This window comes from Salinactinospora qingdaonensis, assembly GCF_039539445.1.
GTDB classification, from domain to species: Bacteria; Actinomycetota; Actinomycetes; order Streptosporangiales; family Streptosporangiaceae; genus Salinactinospora; species Salinactinospora qingdaonensis.
This window is the reverse complement of sequence record NZ_BAABDD010000001.1, coordinates 129696-149574: the sequence shown is the minus strand read 5'-3', so window position 1 is coordinate 149574 and position 19879 is coordinate 129696. Positions and strand designations below refer to the sequence as shown.

At 68.2% G+C, this 19879-nt stretch carries 16 protein-coding genes and 2 tRNA genes; 11 read left to right on the top strand and 7 right to left on the bottom strand.

Going from position 1 to position 19879, the window contains the following annotated elements; all coding sequences use genetic code 11:
* Positions 1 to 15 precede the first annotated feature (15 nt).
* Together ABD848_RS00625 and ABD848_RS00620 are read left to right on the top strand one after the other, a co-directional pair.
* A complete protein-coding gene (locus ABD848_RS00625) occupies positions 16 to 1287 on the top strand; it encodes a glutamate-5-semialdehyde dehydrogenase (protein WP_344966253.1) in 1272 nt (423 codons plus the stop codon).
* A 488-nt stretch (positions 1288 to 1775) separates the two neighbouring features.
* Positions 1776 to 2513, top strand: coding sequence for a pentapeptide repeat-containing protein (locus ABD848_RS00620; protein WP_344966252.1), 738 nt, complete (start codon positions 1776 to 1778; stop codon positions 2511 to 2513).
* 292 nt (positions 2514 to 2805) lie between these two features.
* On the opposite strand, the gene ABD848_RS00615 is transcribed toward ABD848_RS00620, so the two are convergent.
* Entirely contained in the window at positions 2806 to 3852 is a 1047-nt protein-coding gene (locus ABD848_RS00615) for a M48 family metallopeptidase (protein WP_344966251.1), read from the bottom strand.
* A 218-nt stretch (positions 3853 to 4070) separates the two neighbouring features.
* Between ABD848_RS00615 and nadD the strand changes: the two genes are divergently transcribed.
* The 8 genes from nadD to ABD848_RS00575 all read left to right on the top strand — a co-directional run bounded on the left by nadD (position 4071) and on the right by ABD848_RS00575 (position 10402).
* Entirely contained in the window at positions 4071 to 4763 is a 693-nt protein-coding gene (nadD, locus tag ABD848_RS00610) for a nicotinate-nucleotide adenylyltransferase (protein WP_344966250.1), read from the top strand.
* Positions 4764 to 4790: 27 nt separating this feature from the next.
* The gene (gene rsfS, locus ABD848_RS00605) at positions 4791 to 5186 is read left to right on the top strand and encodes a ribosome silencing factor (protein WP_344966249.1); all 396 of its coding nucleotides are present in this window, start codon (positions 4791 to 4793) and stop codon (positions 5184 to 5186) included.
* A gap of 171 nt (positions 5187 to 5357) precedes the next feature.
* On the top strand, positions 5358 to 5987 hold the full coding sequence (locus tag ABD848_RS00600) for a histidine phosphatase family protein (RefSeq protein WP_344966248.1): 630 nt from the start codon (positions 5358 to 5360) through the stop codon (positions 5985 to 5987).
* A gap of 159 nt (positions 5988 to 6146) precedes the next feature.
* Positions 6147 to 6219 (top strand) — tRNA-Ala (locus tag ABD848_RS00595).
* A 306-nt stretch (positions 6220 to 6525) separates the two neighbouring features.
* The gene (locus ABD848_RS00590) at positions 6526 to 7674 is read left to right on the top strand and encodes a sensor histidine kinase (RefSeq protein ID WP_344966247.1); all 1149 of its coding nucleotides are present in this window, start codon (positions 6526 to 6528) and stop codon (positions 7672 to 7674) included.
* Positions 7671 to 8327, top strand: a complete 657-nt coding sequence (locus ABD848_RS00585) for a response regulator transcription factor (RefSeq protein ID WP_344966246.1) — start codon at positions 7671 to 7673, stop codon at positions 8325 to 8327. The genes ABD848_RS00590 and ABD848_RS00585 overlap by 4 nt, the downstream gene beginning before the upstream one ends.
* Before the next feature lie 249 nt (positions 8328 to 8576).
* Positions 8577 to 9338, top strand: a complete 762-nt coding sequence (locus tag ABD848_RS00580; protein ID WP_344966245.1) for a DUF2306 domain-containing protein — start codon at positions 8577 to 8579, stop codon at positions 9336 to 9338.
* Between the two features lie 80 nt (positions 9339 to 9418).
* Positions 9419 to 10402, top strand: a complete 984-nt coding sequence (locus ABD848_RS00575) for an NAD(P)-dependent alcohol dehydrogenase (RefSeq protein WP_344966244.1) — start codon at positions 9419 to 9421, stop codon at positions 10400 to 10402.
* Between the two features lie 230 nt (positions 10403 to 10632).
* On the opposite strand, the gene ABD848_RS00570 is transcribed toward ABD848_RS00575, so the two are convergent.
* Entirely contained in the window at positions 10633 to 10824 is a 192-nt protein-coding gene (locus ABD848_RS00570; protein WP_344966243.1) for a DUF1059 domain-containing protein, read from the bottom strand.
* Between the two features lie 365 nt (positions 10825 to 11189).
* Here ABD848_RS00570 and ABD848_RS00565 point away from each other — a divergent pair.
* Positions 11190 to 11262, top strand: a tRNA-Ala gene (locus ABD848_RS00565).
* Positions 11263 to 11515: 253 nt separating this feature from the next.
* Here the strand turns inward: ABD848_RS00565 and ABD848_RS00560 are convergent.
* The 5 genes from ABD848_RS00560 to ABD848_RS00540 form a co-directional block, all read right to left on the bottom strand.
* On the bottom strand, positions 11516 to 13393 hold the full coding sequence (locus ABD848_RS00560; protein ID WP_344966242.1) for an FHA domain-containing protein: 1878 nt from the start codon (positions 13391 to 13393) through the stop codon (positions 11516 to 11518).
* A 1464-nt stretch (positions 13394 to 14857) separates the two neighbouring features.
* A complete protein-coding gene (locus tag ABD848_RS00555; RefSeq protein ID WP_344966241.1) occupies positions 14858 to 15484 on the bottom strand; it encodes a hypothetical protein in 627 nt (208 codons plus the stop codon).
* A gap of 616 nt (positions 15485 to 16100) precedes the next feature.
* A complete protein-coding gene (locus ABD848_RS00550; protein ID WP_344966240.1) occupies positions 16101 to 16904 on the bottom strand; it encodes an aminotransferase class IV in 804 nt (267 codons plus the stop codon).
* 23 nt (positions 16905 to 16927) lie between these two features.
* Positions 16928 to 18160 carry an FAD-dependent monooxygenase gene (locus ABD848_RS00545; protein ID WP_344966239.1) on the bottom strand — a complete coding sequence of 411 codons (1233 nt, stop codon included), beginning with the start codon at positions 18158 to 18160 and terminating at the stop codon, positions 16928 to 16930.
* A gap of 78 nt (positions 18161 to 18238) precedes the next feature.
* Complete coding sequence (locus ABD848_RS00540) at positions 18239 to 19837, bottom strand: class I adenylate-forming enzyme family protein (RefSeq protein WP_344966238.1); 1599 nt, start codon at positions 19835 to 19837, stop codon at positions 18239 to 18241.
* Positions 19838 to 19879 lie beyond the last annotated feature (42 nt).

The window sequence follows — 19879 nt, the reverse complement described above, 5'->3', positions numbered from 1 at the left end:
AGCGAAGAGACCACCATGACCGACACCGAGCGGGAGTTCCGCGAGGTCGCGGGGTTGGCGCGGGAGGCTGCGGCCGAACTCGCGCCGCTCAGCCGCGCCGCCAAGGACACCGCGCTGATCGCCATCGCCGAGGCCCTGGTCAAGAACACCGAGGCTATCGTCGAGGCCAACGCCGAGGACGTCACCCGCGCCCGCGAGGCCGGCCAGCCCGAGGCGATGATCGACCGGCTGACCCTCACCCCGCAGCGCATCGAATCCATCGCCGACGCCGTCCGCGAGATCGCCGAACTGCCCGACCCGGTGGGCGAGGTCGTGCGCGGCAGCAGCCTGCCCAACGGTCTGGAGCTGCGCCAGGTCCGGGTCCCGCTCGGTGTCATCGGCATCATCTACGAGGGCCGCCCCAACGTCACGGTCGACGCCGCCGCACTGTGCCTCAAGAGTGGCAACGCGGCGCTGTTGCGCGGCTCCTCCTCGGCCTACTCCTCCAACACCTGCCTGGTGGGGGTCATGGGCAAAGCCCTGGCTCAGGTCTGGGAGGACACGCACGTGCCCGCCGACGCGATCCAGCTCGTGCCCGGCACCGGCCGCGAGTCGGCGCAGCAGTTGATGCGGGCGCGCGACTTCGTCGACGTGCTGATCCCGCGCGGTGGTGCTTCGCTCATCCAGACCGTGGTGCGCGAGTCCACCGTTCCGGTGATCGAGACCGGCGAGGGCAACTGCCACGTCTATGTCGACGCCGCCGCCGATGTGGACAAGGCCGTGGCCATCACGGTCAACTCCAAGGCCCAGCGGGTGTCGGTGTGCAACGCCGCCGAGACGCTGCTAGTCCACTCCGCCGTCGCGCAGCGCTTCCTGCCGCGGGTGCTGCGCGAACTGCGCGACCTCGGCGTCACCCTGCACGGCGACGACCGGGTGCACGCCATCGACGACACCGTCGTCCCGGCCACCGAGGCCGACTGGGCCACCGAGTACCTGTCGATGGACCTCGCGGTGCGCGTCGTCGACTCCCTGGATGAGGCGGTCAACCACATCCGGCAGTACTCCACCTCCCACACCGAGGCCATCGTCACCGACTCCCAGTCGGCGGCGCGGCGCTTCGTGTCGCTGGTGGACTCCGCCGCGGTGATGGTCAACGCCTCCACCCGCTTCACCGACGGCGGCCAGTTCGGCTTCGGTGCCGAGATCGGCATCTCCAACCAGAAGCTGCACGCCCGCGGCCCGATGGGGCTGCCGGAGATGACCTCCACCAAGTATGTCGTCACCGGCGACGGCCACGTGCGCGACTAGGTTGTTGTTTTTCGCACGGCTGGGGTGTGGGGCTGTGGGGGTGTTCTTCGTTCGCTCGTGCCTCGATCGCTGCGCGATCTCGGCAGCCTGGAGGCGACAGCGGACGCGCTCACCCGCGTGCGCCCACCGCAGGCCCTCGCCGCTCTTTTCAAAAACAGAACCTAGCCCGGCCGTTCCGCCGCCCCCCGGCGGCCACCCCGCCGCCAAGGGCGGCGCCCGCGAGCCTCGACGGTGGTGAAAACCGTCGAGGCTCGCGGGCGAAAACCGACGAAACCGTGCTCTCGTCCCGACGCGCCCGGCCATCTACCGGCACCTCGCCCGGCTGCCCCGAGGTCTGCCACGTCGTGCGGCCCGGTGGCTCCGCCGAGGCGGTGCCGCCGTGACCGAAGCCGTACGGCCGGTCGCGCCACGGAATCCTTATCGTCACCGCCGGGCGCGACACTGGTGAAGAAGACACTGTCCTCCCGAGCGAAAGGCGGTCCTGTTTCATGACCACATCGGCCTCCTCCGACAGCACCGCCGAGGAGATCCTGCGCACCGGCGGGGAACTGCGCGGCGCCGACTTCACCGGGTGTGACCTGCGGACACTGCTGCGCGACGAGCCCGCGCTGCCGCCGCGCGTCCTGCGCGAGTGCGTGTTCGCCGGGGCCGACCTCTCCCGCACCCACCTCGCCGGCGTGGTCTTCGCCGATTGCGACCTCAGCGAGGCCCGCTTCGACGGCGCCCTGCTCGACGGCGCCTCGATCGAACGGGGGAGGGCCGCCAATGCCCGCTTCCTCGAGGCCGAGTGCGCCGACGCGGTCTTCTCCGGTGTGGATCTGGCCGGAACCCGGTGGACGGGGGCGCTGCTCGCCGACGCTTCCTTCACCGGCTGCCGGCTCACCGGCGCCGATCTTCGCTCCTGTCGGGGCGTGGGCTACCGTTTCGCCGACTCCAACCTCACGCTCGCCCGCCTCGACGGCATCGACCTGCACGGCCAGACGCTCACCGGGCTGCGCATGGACGAGGCGGTGCTGGCCGAGGCCAACCTCAGCGCCACGGTGTGGGTGCGTTCCCGCCTCCGCGGCGCGTTGTTACAAGACACCGACCTCACCGGCGCCGACCTGCGCGATGCTGACCTGGGGGAGATCGCCCTGGAACGCGCCCACGAGCTGCGCGGCGCCACGATCTCGCCGGATCAGGCGACCACCCTGCTGGCCGCTATCGGGGTCCGGGTGAGCGCCTAGCTTCTGTTTTGGCAAGGACGGCGAGAGCGGGCGGTGGGCGCAAGCGGGAAAGCATCTCCGCTGCCGCCTTCAGGCTGCCGAGATCGCGCAGCGATCGAGGCACGAGCGGACGACGAACACCCCACGGCCCTAGACCCCAGCCGTCCGAAAACCAGAACCCAGCGCCCCGGAGCCGATGGCTCCCCTGCTGTCCGCTGGTACGGCGGTGCCAAGGGTGGCCGCATGTGGCCGCCCGGCGGCCCTCGTCTCGCCGCGGGCCGCATGCGGCCACTCCCACCGCCTAGGAGCGACGCTAGCGGTCGCCGTTGCCGTTGCGGCGGCCGGCGTTCTTCCAGCGTTCGGCCACGCTGTCGAAGAGCTTGCCGCCGGTGTCGGCCGCGCTGCCGGCCACGTCGCGCAGCGTTCCCAGGAACGGGTCCTCGGTGCGGTTCCAGGACTCCTTGTAGGAGTTGGCGGCGTTGCGGGCCTCCTCGCCGATGGAGGCGCCGGCGTCGCTGTCGCGGCGCGGGTAATCGCCGTCGAGGATGCGCTGGTAGGAGCCGTCCTTGACCCAGTGGTCGAGTTCGGAGAGCCGGATCACCGCGAACGGGTGGCTCTGCCCCACGAGGTTAAGCAGCTTGAGGACACCGTCGCGAGCGTCGCCGCCGCGGTCGTACTCTTGAGCCTGCTCCAGGAAAGCGTCGGAGTTCATCTCGGCCAGCCGCGAGCCGCCGGCCAGCTTCATCAGGGCCCGTTTGGCGGCGTCGGTGTCCTGTGAGGCCAGCAGCCCGGCCCGGTCGCAGGACAGTTCGGACTTGCGGAACCACTCCTCCAGAGCGGCCACGATCGCGCGCAGGCCGATGTAGCCCAGCGGAATCCAGGCCACGCGCAGCGCGAGCCGCAGCAGCGCCAGCAGCATCGTGCGGTAGACGGCGTGGCCCGACAGGATGTGGCCCACCTCGTGGCCGACGACGAAGCGCTGTTCCTGCGGGTCGAGCAGGTCGAACAGCCCGGTGGTCATAACGATGAACGGCCGGCTGCTGCCGATGGCCATCGCGTTGGGCTTGGAGTTTTGCTGGATGTAGAGTTCGGGCACCTCGTCCAGGTCGAGGACGTAGGCGGCGTCGCGGACGTAGTCGTAGACGTCGGGAAACTGGCGTTCGCTCACCCTCACCGAGCTGGCCAGGAACATCAGCCGCAGTGCCCGTTCGTTGAACAGCCCCGAGAGGCGTTTGAAGACCTCGTCGAAGCCGCGCAGCGACCGCAGGGCGACCAGCGCGCCACGATCAGCCGGGTGCTCGTAGGCTCGGGATGAGATGTTCTCCAGTCGGACGCGGGTGCGGTCGGGAATTGTGGCCATATCGGCATGCTATGCCTCCCTGGTGTCACGCGCCACGATCCACCACGACGAGATATGACGTGGCTTTCCGCGGGAAGCTGGCCGGCAGGGGCTGGTGAGCCGTAGGGGGCGCCTGGTGGGTAAGTGAGGGAATAGCCATACGGTGGAAGAAGGTTGATTCGGGCATTAGGCCCAATATCCACCAGTCCCGACACCGTGCCTGAAATGGAGCTTTAAGGGTGCCGAACGCAGCGAGGAGTGCCGCCGAGAATCCCGGGGAAGGCCGGCCACGCCCGCGCAGAGTGGGCATCATGGGCGGTACCTTCGACCCTATTCACCACGGGCACCTCGTAGCCGGTAGTGAGGTCGCACACCTCTTCCACCTGGACGAGGTGGTATTCGTCCCCACCGGCCAACCCTGGCAAAAGGACACCAGCGCCGTCACCTCGGCCGAGCACCGCTACCTCATGACCGTCATCGCCACCGCCGAGAATCCCCAGTTTCGGGTCAGCCGCATGGAGATCGACCGTCCCGGCCCCACCTACACCATTGACACGCTTCGGGAAATGCGGGAGTTTCACGGGTCCGACGTAGAGCTGTTCTTCATCACCGGAGCCGACGCACTGGGCGCTATTCTGAGCTGGCGCAACGTGGACGAGCTGTTCGAGCTCGCCCACTTCGTCGGCTGCAATCGCACTGGGCACCGCCTTACCGACACCGGGCTCCCTGACGGCAAGGTCAGTCTCGTCGAGATTCCGGCGCTGGCGATCTCCTCGACCGAGTGCCGGGAACGGGTCCGCAAGGGCGAACCCATCTGGTATCTGGTGCCTGACGGCATCGTTCGCTACATCAACAAGACCGGGCTTTACCGTGACGATCCGATGACCGAAGACTTCGCCGAGGCGTCGGCACAGCGGCCCGAAGCCGGGTGAGAGAAAAGGGGAGGAATCCGCAAAACCGTGACCGCTACTGACAGGACCGTCGAGCTGGTGAACATCGCCGCGGAGGCGGCGGCCGAAAAACTCGCACAGCAGATCGTCGCCTACGATGTCAGCGACCAGCTCATCATCACCGATGCGTTCGTCCTATGCTCAGCCCCCAACGACCGGCAGGTGCGTTCCATCGTCGACGAAGTCCAGGACCGCTTGCGCGACGCTGGCGCCAAGCCGGTACGCCGCGAGGGAGAACGCGACGGTCGCTGGGTCCTGCTCGATTACGCCGAGATCGTCGTTCACATCCAGCATGAGGAGGAGCGCGGCTACTACAGCCTGGAACGGCTGTGGAAGGACTGCCCCGAGATTGAGCTGCCTGTCACAGGGCTGGCCCGAACCGGCGACGGCACCGCAGACCAGTGAACGGGTAACCTTCGAGCTGTAGCAGCGGCCCACCGCTGCGTCTTCGGGGCCTGCCGCGGATGCCTCCGGCGCGCCCGGGCCAGGCCCCGAGGACACCGGAGCGGCTCCCGCTCGGACTCACCCGCCCCACGGCGTCCCCGCCGATGAACCGCCCTGGTCAGGAGGCCACCTGTGATCGAGACGCGCCGTGTTGTCTGTTGGCGTCATGGCCGGACGGCCTGGAATCTGGAGAACCGTTTCCAGGGCCAGACCGACATCCCCCTGGACGCTACGGGCGTGGCTCAGGCCGAACGTGCCGCGCACCTGCTCGCGGCCCTGCACCCCAGCGCCATCATCGCCTCCGACCTCAGCCGGGCCGCCGAGACGGCGGGCATGCTGGCCCGCCAGACGGGGTTGAGCCCCCACTACGACAAGGGGCTGCGGGAACGCCACGGCGGCGAGTGGGAGGGGCTGACCTCCACCGAGATCCGGCAGCGCTGGCCCGACGAGGACACCCGGATGGAGATCCCCGGCGGGGAGGAACTCGCTTCAGTGGGCGAGCGCGTGGTCGAGGCGATCGACCGCGGTCTGGCCACCGTGCCCGAGAACGGCATCCTCGTGGTCGTCAGCCACGGAGCCGCGCTGCGCTCGGGTATCACCCGCATGCTGGGGCTGTCCCCCGAGAAGCGCGGGATTCTGGGACCGCTGGACAACTGCTCGTGGTCGGTGCTGGGCCCCGTCACTCTCGGAGAAGGGTGGCGGCTGCTGGAGCACAACGCCGGCACCCTGCCTGGCGAGCGCGTCCTCAGCGACGACCGCTGACGGCCGGCCCCGCGGCAGGGCGTCTCGGGAGCAAACCGCGACGCCGAGCGCTCCCGGCTTCGCCACGCGCCGCCCCGCCGGCGCCCACTTCGACGAACGGCGCAGACTCCGCTATCGTACGGGGAGTCGGCGGGCACACCACCCGCCCGATCTCCACCAGGGGCTATAGCTCAGTCGGTAGAGCGCTTGCATGGCATGCAAGAGGTCTGGGGTTCGAATCCCCATAGCTCCACTCGCCTCCGAGACGACCCTGCTCGCGCGTGACCGCGCTCACCGGGTCGTCTCGTCGTTTCTTCTGGGGCGCCCCACCCCCCCCGAGACGGGATGTCGCCACCTAGGGGTGGGCGCAACTGCCGTCCTCCCAGACCCACCGTTAAGCACCATCAAGACCGCGTTACCCGAAGACGGTCGAGTGACGTCCCGTCATCCTCGATCCGGGGCGTTGTCGCCTCTCGGTGCGGCTCGTAGCCCGGCGTACAGTTCGGGTCTTGTACTTTCGGCCGATACTGAACAGGCCGGCCCTTCGTACCATGAGTGCGTGCACGCCCCTTTTCGCTCCGTGTGGGACGAGCCCCGCCCTTCCGACCCGCCGCCGCGGAGTTGGCGGGACTGGGCGCTCGTGGGCACACTCGTGCCGCTCGCGATGCTCGAAGGGGTGCTCCGCTCCGACCTGGCGTGGCCCCTGCTGTCGGTGGCCGTCACCGTCGGGCTGACGGCCACGCTGTTGTGGCGTCGCACCAAGCCGCTGCTGATGGTGGCGATCGCCTTCGCCACCACGGCCGCCCTTGCCCTGCTCAGCGACGGTGCCCTCACCGAGACGCACACGATCGCCTACCTGCTACTCCTGCCGTACTCGTTGTTTCGGTGGGGCTCGGGCCCCGAGATCGTGGCCGGAGCGGCGATCCTGCTCGCCAATATCGGATTCTCGGTGCTCTCGGGCTACAACAGTCTGGCCGACGGGCTCGGTGGGGTCGCCGTCGTGTTCCTGGCCGGCGCCCTGGGCGGGGCGTTCCGGTTCCGGGCGGGGGCAAGGACACGCGAACTGGACCAGGTCAAGCTGCTCGAACGTGAACGGCTCGCCCGCGATCTGCACGACACCGTCGCCCACCACGTCTCAGCCATGGCGATCCGCGCCCAGGCAGGACTGGCGATATCGGCCTCGCAGCCCGACGCCGCGGCCGAGGCATTGCGCGTGATCGAGGCCGAGGCGTCGCGTACCCTCACCGAGATGCGCACCATGGTCCGCGTCCTGCGCCGCAACCAACCGGCCGACCTGGCGCCCGGCCGTGGTGTCGCCGATCTCCACGACCTTGCCAGACCCGCCAGCGGCGGCCCGGCCGTCGACGTGGCGGTCGTCGGCGAACTCGACGACCTCACCCCACCCGTGGGGGCCGCCGTCTACCGCCTCGCCCAGGAGGCGGTCACCAATGCTCGACGCCACGCCCGACACGCCACCCGTGTCGAAGTTCGCGCCGTCGTGGACGACACCTCGGTCCACCTGCACGTCAGCGACGACGGCGACACCAGCGCCATGCGTTCGACCGTGGCGCCGGGCTACGGGCTGCTCGGCATGGTTGAACGCGCCCACCTGCTCGGCGGCACCTGCCAAGTCGGCCCCAACCCCGACCGGGGCTGGACCGTGACCGCCGTACTGCCTCGAAGCGCAGAGCCGGGGGTGACGACATGAGTATTCGGGTGATCGTCGCCGACGATCAGGAGATCGTGCGTACCGGCCTGGCGATGATTCTCGACGCTCAACCCGACATCGAGGTCATCGGCCAAGCCGCCGACGGCCGGCGCGCCGTCGAGCTAGCGCGGCACCTCCGCCCGGACGTGTGCCTGTTCGACATCCGCATGCCCGACCTCGACGGTATCGAAGCCACCCGCCGCCTTGCCGGGCCCACCCTCGACGACCCGCTCGCCGTCGTTGTCATCACCACCTTCGACCTCGACGACTACGTCTACACCGCCCTCAGGGCCGGCGCCCGCGGCTTTTTGCTCAAAGACGCCGGCCCCGAGCTGCTCGCCCAGGCCGTGCACGCCGCAGCCGACGGGGACGCGCTCATCGCCCCCAGCATCACCGCCCGCCTGCTCGCCGCCTTCGCCAAGACCGGACCGGCCACACCGCCGGCCCAACCCGTCGAGGCGCTCACCGAGCGCGAGGAGCAGATCCTCGTCACAGTGGCACGGGGACGCACCAACAGCGAGATCGCCGACGAGCTCTACATCTCCCTGAGCACGGTCAAGGCCCACATCACCAACCTGATGACCAAACTGGGCGCCCGCAACCGCGTCGAGATCGCCATGTGGGCCTACGAGACCAACCGCGTCGGAAGCTGACCCGGCCCCGATCGCCGCTGTTTCGCCCGCCGCGCCGCAGTGAGGAGAATCGGCGCTCGCGGGGCGCTCAGGTTCGCTGCCCGCCGAGGCCCGCGGGGCCCGACCTCTCCCGGCCCACCGAACCGGGTCGACAAGCCCGCACGGCGGCTTCTCGGCCAAAAGTACACCCCGCTCATCGGAGGATCGGCCAGGGCAGGTCGCGCTCTTTGACCGATGATCCGCAGCCACCGCGGTCGGCATGCTCGTCTTGTGACCGAAGAGAACATGACCACGGGACCCTCCCCATCCCCGCAGCCGCCGCACCACCACCAGCCAGGAAAACGTCGCAACGACAACCGATCCCGCGCCTTCGCCACTCGGGCGGACTGGCTCATACCCGCCGCGCTGATCCTGCTCACCGTCGTACCGGTGGCCGCCGGCGCCTTCCGGCTCACCGAACTGGCCGGAGGCGCCGAGGTCACCCCGGAAAACGCCCGGTTTTTCGCCTCCCCCCTGCCCGTCGTGCTGCACATCCTCAGCGTCACCCCGTACTGCATTCTGGGGGCCTTCCAGTTCGCCCCCGGGCTGCGCCGCCGAAGGCCCGGCTGGCACCGTGCCGCCGGGCGGCTCCTGGTCCCCTGCGGGCTCGTCGCCGCGCTTTCGGGGTTGTGGATGACCGTGTTCTACGACCTTCCCGCCACCGACGGCGAACTGCTCGCCGCTTTCCGGCTCGTGTTCGGCACGGTCATGGTCGTGGCTATCGTCGTGGCCTTCCTCGCGGTTCGGCGCCGCGACATCTCCACGCACAGCGCCTGGATGGTTCGGGGGTATGCGATCGGTCAGGGGGCGGGCACGCAGGTGTTCACCCACCTGCCCTGGATACTGTTCGTCGGTCCACCGGGCGAACTCAGCAGAGCGCTGCTCATGGCCGCCGGCTGGGTGATCAACCTCGTCGTGGCCGAATGGGTCATCCGCACCTACCTGGCCCGCCCGGCGCGCGGCTCTAAACGGTTGTCGCCAAGCCGCAGATGAAGGCCACCGTCGCCGGTCGCGGCCGTGCGTGACGACGAATCCGCACCGCAACAGGGACCGTAGCGAATGAGGAGAATGTGATGAAGGCGTTTGTTCTGGGGTCCTATGGCCCACCTGACCTGTTGCGACTCACTGACATCGCCACACCCACGCCTGGACACGACGAGGTGCTGGTTCGGATGCGCGCCACCTCCGTCAACCCCTACGACTGGCACCTCATGCGAGGCGAGCCCCGCGTCGCGCGCCTGATGGGGGGAATGGGACTGCGCAGGCCCAAGCTCAGCGTCCTGGGCGCCGACCTGGCGGGGGAGGTCGAGGCGGTCGGTCGGGGCGTCACGCGGTTTCGCCCCGGTGACGAGGTGGTCGCGATGCTTCAACAGGGCGGCTTCGCCGAGTACGTGTGCGTGCGCGAGAGCGAACTGGTGCCTAAACCCCAGAACCTGTCGGCCGAGCAGGCGGCGGCGGTACCGTTGGCGGCCAACACCGCGTTGCTGGCCCTACGCGACAAGGGCGGGGTCCAGCCGGGCCACCGGGTCCTCATCAACGGGGCCTCAGGCGGGGTGGGTACGTTCGCCGTGCAGCTCGCCCGAGCATTCGGCGCGCGGGTCACCGGTGTCTGTAGTACGCGCAACGTGGAGCTGGTCCGCTCACTCGGCGCCGACGAGGTCATCGACTACACCACAACGGATTTCACCCGCCCTGGCCGGCGCTACGACGTGCTGATTGACATCGCGGGCAGCCGCTCGGTGCTGGCGTGTCGGCGGGTGATGGCTCGCGGGGGGACCCACGTTGGGGTCGGCGGACCGGCGGGGCGGTGGCTGCAACCGGTGAGGCACGTGTTTTCCGCGTTGGCGGTCGCGCCGTTGCTCTCGCAGCGGGTGGTGCTGGCGGAGGTGACGCGCTGCACGGAGAACCCGCAGAACCTGATGACGGTGACCGAGTTCATCGAGGCTGGCAAGGTCGCCCCCGTCATTGACCGCAGCTACCCCTTCCCGGAGATCCCGGCGGCCGTCAGCTACCACGAGAAGGGGCACGTGCGCGGCAAGGTCGTCGTCGTGGCTTGAATCTCCAAAGCCATGGGCCGGCGCGCTCGGCAGGCCAAGATGAGAAACGCAGAGCCGGCTCTGCGGTGTTTTCCGCACGGCACGTCGCCGGGGCCGGGGTGCGGTGCGCTTGCGCTGGATCGTCGCAGAGGCGAGACGAAGCGGCGCTTTATATACGACGAGGGCGGGACCGCTCGTCGGACTCGCCCTCGCCCGGGACGTGCCCGGCCCAGCGCTGGCTCAGGACTGGCTCAGGCGCTGACCGGCCGCTCGTCCTTGAGCTCTGTGCGGATCTGTTCGCGCAGCTCGGCAGTGTCCTCGTGACCGTGCACCGAGGCCATGTGCTCTGCGGCGGCCCGCACGACCTCGTCCGCCTCTCCGGCGATCGTCAGCGTGCAGTTCATTTCACTGGGGTGATCCCGGCAGTCCACGACTTTGCGCATGGCGGCCTCCCTCTATTTCCCGCTCTGGGGCTCTGCTGCCCGCGCGGGCGACTAATGGTTCGACGGAGCCTGCTTCAACCGCTCCGTGCCACCCCGCAGCGCGCCGAACGCCGCAGCCAGCAGCGCTACATCCCGTGATCGTGTCGATACTTTTGGGTGTCGCATCGGCTGGGGCGTGCTCCGCCTTTGTAGTCATCGTGCGTAAGGCGAGCGTGCAGAGGCAACACCTGACCAGGCAAAACCGGGCTTTGCTTCCTCGGCGGGTGGCCGCGGCCCCTCTCAGCCGGCCGCCGCGCCGCCCCGCAGCAGCGCCCCACCATGGTCAGAGCACCCCTCACTTTCCGGTAGAGTTGGATGCGTCTTCAGGGGCTATAGCTCAGTCGGTAGAGCGCTTGCATGGCATGCAAGAGGTCTGGGGTTCGAATCCCCATAGCTCCACTCGACTCTGGGCGGCCCGGGGAACAACGGTGTTTGTTTCCCGGGCCGCCTTGTTACTTTTCAAGTCCCTTCCCGCCCCGACGGTGGCCCTTCCTGCGACCGGGCGGAGTACGATCCTTTGGCGGGGGCACCCATGCGGCTCACTGGAGTCGGTGGCCGAACCGGGCCGGTGCCGGCACGTATGCCGCGATTGGGGTTAGCCGCGCGCGTTGCCCGGTCCGACCACTGTCCCTTCCGAGTGCCCGCCCGGATGTTAGCGGTTGGCGGCAGAAGCGGTCGGTGTCTGCTCCCGGTAGAAGATGTCGACGTCGACCTCTTCGCCGCCCATCGTCAACGTGTCCCAGGGACCGCTTGCCACTAGGGTCCGCAGTGTCTCGTCTCCCAAGGTGTCCAAATGGTCCTTGAGGGCCGCGTCGTCGGGCATGTCGGGGATACGCGCGGCCAGGCGGTCCCGGATACGCGCCAGTTGTTCCATGAGCGCCTCGATGTCGCTCTCCCGGTCCGACTCACCCGAGGCCGCCGCTTCGATACTCCGGGCGATCCTGTCCTTGATCGAGCAGACGGCCCCCTGTTCGTCGGTGGTAACCATCGCCTTCCACGCCCGGCTCTTGTGCCGGTACTGCAACATCGACATCGCCGCCTCGTGGCGGGTGAAGTCGGCGTCACGGAAGCCCCTGCCGTTCCAGGCGCTGTCGAGGGACCTGGCCAGCGAGAGAGCCGACGCCAGTCCGCTGTTGAGTCCGCGGCCCGGCCAGAAGTGGATCGAGTTGGCGGCGTCTCCGAGTAGGAATCCGTAGGTTCCCGGCGTGGTCGCCGTGGCTGGATAAAGCTGTGCGGTGAACCGTGGCCGCTGCACCATGTCCAGCCGGAAAGCAGTGACGGCGCGCAGGTTCTCCTCGGTGACGCCAAACAGCGCCAGCCCCTCCCGTGCCCGTTTCCACAGTGCCGAGCTCTTGATCAGGGCGGGCAGAAACAGTGTGCTGTGGGTCGAGCAGTGGAAGTCTCCCTGGGTGTCGCGTTCCATCACGCATGGGCGCGAGGCGATGCACTGCTCGAACACCTGCCGGACGGGGTCGAGCCCGATGACCTCCTTGGCCTCATCCTCGGTGAGGCGCATGTTCAAAAACCCCTCGCCGCGCAGCGAGTTCAACAGGAAACGGTTCTGGGCCACGGTCAGCAGGACAATCATCGGGTCCGGGAGGTCGGACTTCACCCGCAGCCCCAACACGACATCTTGGACGTGTTCCCCGTTCAGGGAATAGATCGTCTTGTCGGCGGTACCGAACATGGCGGTGAAGTGTTCGCGCGTGCGCGATCGCGCGCCCTCGCAGATGGCGAGGACGTGGTCTTCGGCCGCGCTCGCCTCATGCTCGACCGGGTCGAACCTCTCGGGCACCAGCCGGATACTGCCGGGCTTGGCATTGGCCATTTCGAGCAGCTTGTCCTCGATGTAGGCGATCCGGATGTTGCGTGGAGCGTAACCGCGAACCGAGTCGGGACCGGGCGGCCACATCTCGCTGTACAGCCCCTCGCCGAACAACTGCTCCTGGACCTCCTCCGGCAGGCTGAGGTACTGGCGGCTCTGGACGGTCACGACCTGCTGGCGCCGGACATTGCCGTGCCCTTCGCCCTTCCACACGATTCGCGAACCGTCCTGGGTCCAGCGCTCGTCGTAGATCGTGACGGCCACTCGCCGGCCCATGGAGTGTTCCAGCAGGAGAGCGAACGCCAGTCCGACGGGACCGCCGCCCGAAATCGTGACCCGCATGATCGGCCCGCGGGGCACCGTGGAGTCGACGAAGGTCTGGGTCACGGCGAGGTCAGTGGTCGTCGCTATCGAATCGGCACTTTCAAAACAGAACGTCTCATCGCCGATCGTGATCACATCGCCGGCGTGGAGCACACGCGATGTCACGGGTTCCTCGTTGACGAGTGTCCCGTTGCTGCTTCCTCGGTCACGCAGCACATAGTCGCCGGCTTCGTAGAGCACCTCCGCGTGAAAACGCGAGGCCTGCCTGCTGGCGACCACCACGATATTGTCGCTGTTGCGACCGAACGTGATCGGCGCGTCGCTGACCGGAAAGCGCCGTCCGGCGAGGGGGCCTTCGCGTCCAACGATTTCAAATGGCACAGGTCGCTTCTTTCCATGAGGGGGATCGTGGGGGACTACCGCCCGATCGTTCGCTAAAGCCCGCTCATCTGCGGAAACGCGGGACCGAGTCGCCGGATCTGGCTGTTTCGGGGGTCGTTGTCGCGGAGTGTGTCAGGGCTGTCGCAGCGCTCGTCCGCGCCTCGTTTGCGGAATCGATCGCCGTCGCGCCGCCGACGCCCGCACACCGAGATATCTTCCACCCGATATGGAATGGTTTGACGGAATCGATGTTTCGGAGTGTTTCTTCAGTGCCGGCGCGTTGCTCTTCTCCGGCTCTCATGGGCGCAGTATAACCAAAGCTCGTCCTGCTATGCCACACTATCTCTTGCTGTGTCAGCTATTCCGCTAATTTATAAAAAAGCAGTGAACCAAGGTGGCCGTAGATCCGTTTCTATATCTGCGGACTCTTGTGATCGATGCCATCCGATGATCCCACGAAAAGGTTTCCGGCGGGTGGTTCGATGTTTCTGGAAAGTATCGAAGTCACACCGGTGCGGCGTGTGTGGAAAGTGACAGCCGCTCACATGCCCGTCGGGGGGCGACGACCGGTTCGAGGAGCCGACGAGGTTCCTGCACACAGTGTGTCGAAAGCGGGGCGATGTGCGAGTACCGCTGTCTGGCCGGCCGAGGGTGGTGAGGGCGGGCGCCCCCGTGGCGCGGGATGCGGTGGAGCGGAGCGGGGCCCGTTTTCGGTGGAACGGGTTTTTCGTTTCCAGGTAATTATGGAGAGAGAAACAGCTATTCTGTGTTGGTGCTGTGCTTGCCGCTCCAAGGTTCGATATTCATCGTCTTGTGAGTATCTACGGCAACCCGTTGCGCCATATTATTCGTGGTGGATTCCGGAAGGTGCGATTGGGTGCTGATATGTGGCTCAGGGGGCTGTGGGAAGTAGGTTGAAAGAGTAGCGGCCAACACCGTGCGGAAACAGGAAAAATTCTGCTTGGTGGCCAACGCCCCTATGCCGGTAGCTCCACACTGACTGGTTTTCACCCGGCTGACGTCATGGTCGTCCGTGACGGGCTACCTCTCCGCCCCTCTCGCTCCAAGCTACGTCCGCATCGCCATCGAGCCAGTTCCGATCTTCTTGCCGCTTCCAGCCAGTGGTCCTCTCCAGGGAAAAGCACCGGGCGCGTATATGTGCGGCACAATCCCCGACGATCGCGGGGCCGCTGCATTCTTAGGGCGGCGCGCTTTTCGCCGCCCTCGCCCGATCGGGAGACCGTGGCCCGCCTCGGCGCTCGGTATGGCCGGCCCGTCGTGATCTCCGGCGAGGCAGCGGCGACGTACGACGGGGGCCAAACGCCCTCCCGCGGCGCCACCGGCGTCTGACCGCGGACGCCGGTGGCGCCGCGCTCGCCGCACGTGCCGTCCCGACACGACAACGGGCGGGGCACCCCCTGTGGAGGTCCCCCGCCCGAGGCCGCCTGAGCGCGGAGGTGGCCGTTACTGGCTGACCAGCCGGTAGATGTAGTCGGAGCCGTTGGGCGAGCAGCTATATGAGCTGTTGACGTGGTCGTAGGTGTAGCCGGAGGGGATCTCGCAGGCCCACAGCCCGTCCGCGGGCTCCCGCAGGCGGTAGACGTGGTCGGAGCCGTTGGGCGAGCAGGCGCTGGAGTCGTTGACGTGGTCGTAGGTGAAGCCGGAGGGGATCTCGCAGGCCCACAGCCCGTCTTCGGGCACCTGTAGCCGGTAGAGGGAGGCGGAACCGGTCGGCGAGCAGGCGCTGGAGTCGTTGACGTGGTCGTAGGTGAAGTCAGATCCGTACGGGACATCGCAAGCCCACAGGCCGTCCGTGGGCTTGACCACGTGGTACTCATAACCCCAACCGTTGGGGTTGCAGTCGTACAGAACCCGGTTGACGTGGTCGTAGGTGTAGCCGGCGGGGACATCGCAGGCCCACCCGGGCGTGGGGTTCTTCAGGGACGGGTTGGACAGAGAGGGGAAGGGGTTGTCGCCGGGTTGTGGCTGTGACAGCGCTTGGGCGCTACCGGTGGCGACTGTGAGGCTGAGGAGCAGGCCCAGCACGCTCACCAGAGCTGCCCGGCCTGCCGTGAAATGGGATCTAACCATCCTTGCGTGCACTCCTTCAGTAAGGAAGTGAAGTACGGAAACTGGTGGTATATCCCTTACAGCGCGCACGTGCGGCACGCGCCACGTGGGGGACGGGCTAATTGTCACAACACGGTGCATTTCCGCCAATTTTGGTAGTGTCAACCGTGACAATCGATAACTCAGCGTGGTGGTGGAGTCCACTCCCCTAACCCCCCAGCGTGCCCTCCGCATCGGGGATACCGAGGTCACGGCCCGCAGGCCGCCTGTGCGCATCGGCGACGTCGGGCCTTTGCGGGCTGTGGGCGACAGCGCTCACCGGGGTGTGAAGGCCAGGCGAGCCGCGAGCCCCGACAGCACCGTCCCGGTGATCGCTTCGAGCCGGCGCCGGCTCACGGGGCGTTGGAACCACGCTTTGGCCCGAGCAACACCGGCCGCCAGACCGAAGTGCGCAGGCGCTCACCCCCGTGCACCCACCGCCGACCCTCGCCGCCCTTCCAAAAACAGAACTAGGCAGCCACGGCCTCCTCGGCCGGGGCGCCGATTCTCCGGGGAAAGTTCGCTGGTCTTGGTGGGCTCCCGCTGCGAAAGCGAGACGGCTCGTCGTGGCGAGTGCCGCCGGGGCGGGAACTGCGGCCTAACCTGCCCTTGGTCCCGTTTCGGGCAACGGGCGCCGCAGGCTTTCCAGGTAGTCCCGCCACTGCTGGGCCTGTGGAGCGGGGCCCGGCCTGACCTCCGAGCCCCTCCACTCGCTCACCACCCGGATACCGGCCAGCGCGTTGACCAGCCACGTCTCACGACCATCGAGGTGGTCAAGCGGGTAGTAGCACGTGTTGACGCGCACTCCGCGCTCCCGCGCCTGTTCGGTGAGCAGCCCCGCTGTGACACTGGGCAGGACATCCAGGTGCGGGGAGGGCACGCACAACTCGCCGTTGTCCCACCACAGCAGCGCGCTCGCCGTTGAGTCGGTGACGAGCCCAGAAGGACTCAACAGCAGTGCCTCCTCGGCGCCGACCCGGGAGGCCTGCTCGCGCACCTCGGCCAATGCCGCAAGGTCCGGCCCTTTGACCCGGGGGCGACGGCGCGGGTCGGCGCCGCGCCAGGGGTGGACGCGCACCAGCGGGCCGCGCTGCGGAGCCGGCCGGATGAGCAGGCTCAGCGGGAACCGCTCGCCGTCGAGCAGTTCGACGCGCGGAAACCACGCGCCACTGCGGGGCAGGGCCCCCACTGCGGCTTCCCAGAAAGCGCAGACGGTGTCCTCGTCGGCTCCGGCGTCGGCGCAGGAGCGGCTGAACCGGTCGCGGTGCCGCTCCAGGGCCCTGACCTTGCCCTCGCTCACCAGCCAGGAGTCGGCGACGAGGATGGGGGAGCGGGGGTGGGCGCCAGTGCGCAGCCCCGCTCCCGGTACCCAGTAGAGACGCCGAGCGGCAGCGGACTCCACCCGCGGTGTTTCCGACGACACGGCTAGTACCGCCCGTTCGGGTTGGCGCCGGAGCCGGTGCGCGGCCCGTAGGGCGCGTGCTCCAGCCAGGAACCGCAGGCGGGGATCAGGGGAGACAGCCGTGCCGCTGCTGCCTGGGTGAGGCGCAGTCGGCGGCTCTTGGGGCGCAGGTGGGCCAGTGCGGTTCCGGCGGCCCGGCTGTTGAAGACCGCGGCCTCGCGGCGCCGGTGCGCAAAGTCGTCGATGGCCCGCACACGCTCCTCGTGGGGGTGGTGGCGTGCCCGCGCGATCGCCGCCGCGGCGGTGGCCGCGTCGGCGATCCCGCTGTTGAGCCCGCGGGCGCCAAAGGGCGGGAACAGGTGGCAGGCTTCACCGACCAGCAGCGCACGCCGGTTCTCGTCGGTGAAGTCGGTAGCCACCACTTGCAGGAATCGGTACCGCGACACCCACAGCAGGCGGTCGGTGTACTTCTCTGGAACGACGCGGCGCACCCAGGAGCGGGCGGCCTCTTCCGTGGCGTAGGCGTCCGGGTCGTCGCCGTCCTTGCACTGGAGGTCGAGTTGGAAGCCGCCAGCGAAGGGTACGCGCATCACGCTGCGTCCCCCCAGCGCCGGGTGCTCGTAGTGGAAGACCCGTTCCAGCGGAAGCGGGTCCGTTTCGTCCTCGCTGACGTCGACCACCACGTGGAAAGCCTCCGAGCGTTCCCCTTCCAAGGCGATGTCGAGCGCATTGCGCACCCCTGAGCGCGCCCCGTCGGCGGCCACCACGTAGTCGGCCGCCCACTCGTGGCCCGCCGCGGTGCGCAGCCGGACCTCCGCAGGCGAGGTCGTCACCTGGGTGACCTCGGCGTTCCAGGCGAACTCGACTCCTGCGTCCACGCACGCGCCCATGAGATGGCGCTCCGTTTCCACTTGGCGCAGGCTGGTGAACGGGGGCGTGTCTCCGGCCGCCGGCGGCGGGTATTCGCGGTGGAAGACTTGCCGCCCCCGGTACAGGGTGCGTTTGGTCGACCAGACCACTCCGTGTTTGGTGAGCTGGTCGGCCAGTCCCGGACGGATGCGCTCCAGCGTTCGTAGCGACTCACGGTGCAGGAACAGTGCTCTGCTGCCGGGACGCACCCGATCCTGCGGCTCTGCCTCCAGCACGGTGACCGGGAGCCCGCTGTCGCGCAGCGCCAGCGCCGCGGCCAGCCCTACCGGCCCCGCTCCCACGACGAGGACCGGATGGCGCTCCTCGCCCTCGGACCTACTGTCCATCTTCACCCCTTCTCGCGCTGTCGGCCAGTGTCGACGGGAGCCGGGAAGGGCGCACCACCCTTCCCGGCTCCCGGAACCTCATCTGGCCGCCGATTCCGTGTTGAGTGTGCGGAGGGTGTTCTCCTGGAGCATCCTGCGGATCTGGACCCGCTGGACCTTCCAGGTCGAGGTGCGCGGCAAATCGGCGAACGCGATGTGCAGCGGTTCGGTCAAGCTGGGCATGTCCCGCGTCGCCTCGCTCCACCGTTCGGTGTCCAGCGGCGCGTCCCCGCGGGTCGACACCAGGGGGACCGCAGCCCCCGAGGAGTCGGGAACGATCACGACCTCCAGGAGTTCGTCCAAGCGCGACATCAAGACGTCCTCAAGTTCGAGGTTGCTGTCGACGCTGTCGATCTGGTCGATGTCGCGGTCGATTAGGAACAGCAACCCCCACCGGTTCAGATATCCCATGTCCCCCAGCCGCCACCACGAGCCGTTGAGCTGGGCCCGGTAGCGTTCGTCTTCACCGAGGTAGGTGAGAACCCGCCCGCGGCTGCGCACTTCCAGGTGCCCGTGCTGGCCGCGAGGCACGGGCCGGCCGTCCTCCCCGACAGCCCGCACCTTGATGAAGCCCGGTAGCGGGAGCCCCACGCAGCGGCCGTCGGTCTTGTGGGCACTCTTGGGCGTGTACCACCAACCCGAGATCGGCCCGGTCTCGCTTTGGCCGTACAGTTGCACCATCAGCGGCCGTTTGCGGCGAGAGGCGCCCAGCAGCCGCTGGATCGTGCGCGGGTGGATCGCGTCGAAGGTCGTGCTGTAGTAGCGCACGCTGGCCAGCGGCGATCCCGGCGCGTCGACCAGGTCCTCCCACTGGATGAAGTTGTTGGGGTGGGTCTCCACCAGGCCAGGGCGGGTGCGCTGGAAGATCGGTCCGACAACCTCGGGGTCGGGGTCAACCAGGATGTCCAACGGGTTGCCGTAATTGAGGAAAACCCCCAGAGAGTGGAAGAAACGCGAGTGCACGAAGGACATGCACAGCGCGACCCGCTCTCGTCCCCGCACCGGCCAGGCGATCGCCTGCTGCGGCAGCAGCCGGTGGAACAGGGCCTGCGCGGTGTGCACCATGAGCTTGGAGATACCGGTGGTACCTGAGGTGTGGGTGATGAGGGCCGGCTGAGTCGGGTGCAGTCGTACCGCGGAGCGTCGAGGCGCACCGGACAGATCGGCCAGAGTCGGGCCGGCCGGATGCGGCTGCGTCCCCGCGACGATCACCTTTCTGGTCAGCTCGGGAAGTTCCACGTCCTTGAGGTCGATGTCGAGCTTGGCGCCGTCGGTGAGCAGCCACGGCTGCTCCAGCCGTTGCAGGAGCTCCGCGATGATCCCACCGTTCAACGCCGGCGACAGCGGCACCGGAACCGCCCCGATGCGGGCAGCGGCGCACGCCAGCAGCGCGATATCGAAGTTCGCGCTCTTGTAGAGGGCGATGCGCTCCGTGGGGCGCACCCCCGCCGCCCACAGCCGTGCCGCGAAATCGTCGACGATGTCAGCGAGCTCGCTGTAGGTCAGGTCCACCCCGCGTTCGGGCGCGCTGTCGAGTGGTTGGTCCAGATTCACCGGGGTCGTGCCATGGCGCGCCGCGGCCTTTTCAAACAGCAGGCCAAGGTAGAACGCCCGCTCGGGAAGAAGCTGCTGAAGCATGTGTGTCCTTAGGTCTTGTCCGGCAGTCTCGTCTGGCGCGGG